Origin of the sequence: Micromonospora tarensis, from assembly GCF_016803395.1 — a bacterium.
Lineage (GTDB): Bacteria > Actinomycetota > Actinomycetes > Mycobacteriales > Micromonosporaceae > Micromonospora > Micromonospora tarensis.
Genome location: NZ_JAEVHL010000475.1, coordinates 1 through 1,778 on the forward strand (window position 1 = coordinate 1; position 1,778 = coordinate 1,778).

Here is a 1,778-nt window from a genome sequence, read left to right on the forward strand (position 1 = left end):
GGCGCGGGCCGGGGTCAGTGCCGGGCGGCGCCGTTCTCGCTGACCGGCTGCCCGAAGGCGAGGAACGGTACGGGTGTCGGCGCGTCCGTGCCGATGTGCCGGGGGAAGATCGGCTCGGGGCGTACCTCCTGGGCCGCCGGACGGTCCACGGCCGGCTCGTCCGCCAGCGCCGGCGCGTCGACACGCTCGCCGTCGGCCGTTCGGCGTACGCGGGGTCGGTCGAGGTCGACTCGGCGGGGTCGGTCGGGGCCTGGTCGACGGGCTCGGCGGGGGACCGGTCGGCCGGGACCGGGTCGACGCCGGCGCCGTCCACTGTGGGCCGTTCGGCGGACGGGCGCTCGCCGCCGTGCGGTCCACCACGAGCCGCTCCACACCCGCCCGCTCGGCGGCGGGTCGATCGGCGCCGGACCGGGAGCCGACCATCGGGTACTCAGCGGTCTCCGAACCGCCGGCGGCAGCCGCCATGACCGCGGCGGCGGCGAGGTCGGCCACCCGCTTCGCCTCCCGCTGCACGCGGGCGCGGACCTCCTTGGCGTGCCGCTCGGCGGAGTCCCCGGCCCGTCGGGCCTCGTCCAGCCGGGCGCTCTCCGCGGTGAGGTCCCGGCGGACCTCGGTGAGCCGCTGCTGCATCCGGGACAGCTCGTTCTCCAGCGTCGCGCCCTCCTGGCGGATCGCGTCGAGCTGCTGGCGGGCGGTGTCCAGCTCGGCGTTCAGCTCGGCGGCCTCCTGCCGGCGCTCCGCCAGCTCCTGTTGCAGGGCGGCGAGCTGCTGCTGGTGGCTGGCGGCCTGCTCGTCCGCGCGGTTACGCAGCTCGGTGACGTGCTGCTGCGCCTCGGCCAGCAGCGCGGCGATCTGCTGCTCGGTCTCGCTGCGCTGCTCGGCCAACTCCTGCTCAGCGGCGGCCTGCTGCTCGGCGATGTCCTGCTCGGCGGCGGTGCGCCGTTCGTTGACCTCGCGCTCCACAGTGGCCTGCCACTGGATCATCTCCTGCTGGTTCTTGGCCCGGGCGACTGGAGCTCCTGCTGGATCTGCGTACGGGCGACTTCATCAGCGCGTCGGCGGCGACCCGGGTCTGGTTGAGCTGCTGGGCGCTCTGCTCGGTGATCCGCTTCGCCTCATGCTGGGCGCGTTCGTGCGCGGCCTCACCGTCGGCACGCAACTGCTCGGCGTGCTCGCGGATCGCTGTCAACTCCGCCTCGGCCAGGGTGCGGCGCTCCTCGTGCGCCTGCTCCTGCTCGGCGCGCCGGGCGGCCAGCTCCTCGGCCAGGTCCTGACGTGCCTGGGCGGCGCGCTCCCGGGTGTCGGCGAGGATCCGCTCCGCCTCGCTGCGCAGCTCGTTGGCCCGGTCGGTGGCCGACTCGGTGATGATCCCGGCCTGCTTCTCGGCCAGCGCCATGATCTCGCCGACCATCGGGCCCAGATCGTGGAACGACGCGCGGTCGACCTGCACCGGTTGCTCCTTCAGCTCGGCCAGCTCGGTCCGCAGGCGCTGTACCTCGGCGGTCAACTCACGGACGCGGACGGCGGAACGCCCGTGCTCCCCGCTGAGCATGGCGATCTGACCGTCGAGCTGTTCCAGGTGCCGGTCCACCTGGCGTTTGTCGTAGCCGCGCAGGGCGAGCTCGAAGCTCGGCCGCGAGGCCGCATCGTCGCGTGCTGCGTGCGGCTCAGCGCCGATGGACATGCACCATCCTCCGTACGATCGGGGCGTCAGGGTCGGCGGTCGCCTGCCCCGCGGCCGTCAGTGTGGCGCAACGCTACCGCCGACCCGAGCGCAG

At 74.4% G+C, this 1,778-nt stretch carries 1 protein-coding gene and 1 pseudogene; both read right to left on the bottom strand.

Going from position 1 to position 1,778, the window contains the following annotated elements:
* Positions 1-984, bottom strand: a pseudogene (locus JM949_RS35685) (hypothetical protein); the annotation flags it as partial.
* Positions 893-1,684 carry a DivIVA domain-containing protein gene (locus tag JM949_RS35690; protein WP_203152438.1) on the bottom strand — a complete coding sequence of 264 codons (792 nt, stop codon included), beginning with the start codon at positions 1,682-1,684 and terminating at the stop codon, positions 893-895. The gene JM949_RS35690 and the pseudogene JM949_RS35685, both read right to left, overlap by 92 nt.
* Positions 1,685-1,778 lie beyond the last annotated feature (94 nt).

Bases quoted from the DNA above. Each gene is read 5' to 3' on its own strand.
- JM949_RS35690 (WP_203152438.1), bottom strand. From the start codon at position 1,684: ATGTCCATCGGCGCTGAGCCGCACGCAGCACGCGACGATGCGGCCTCG.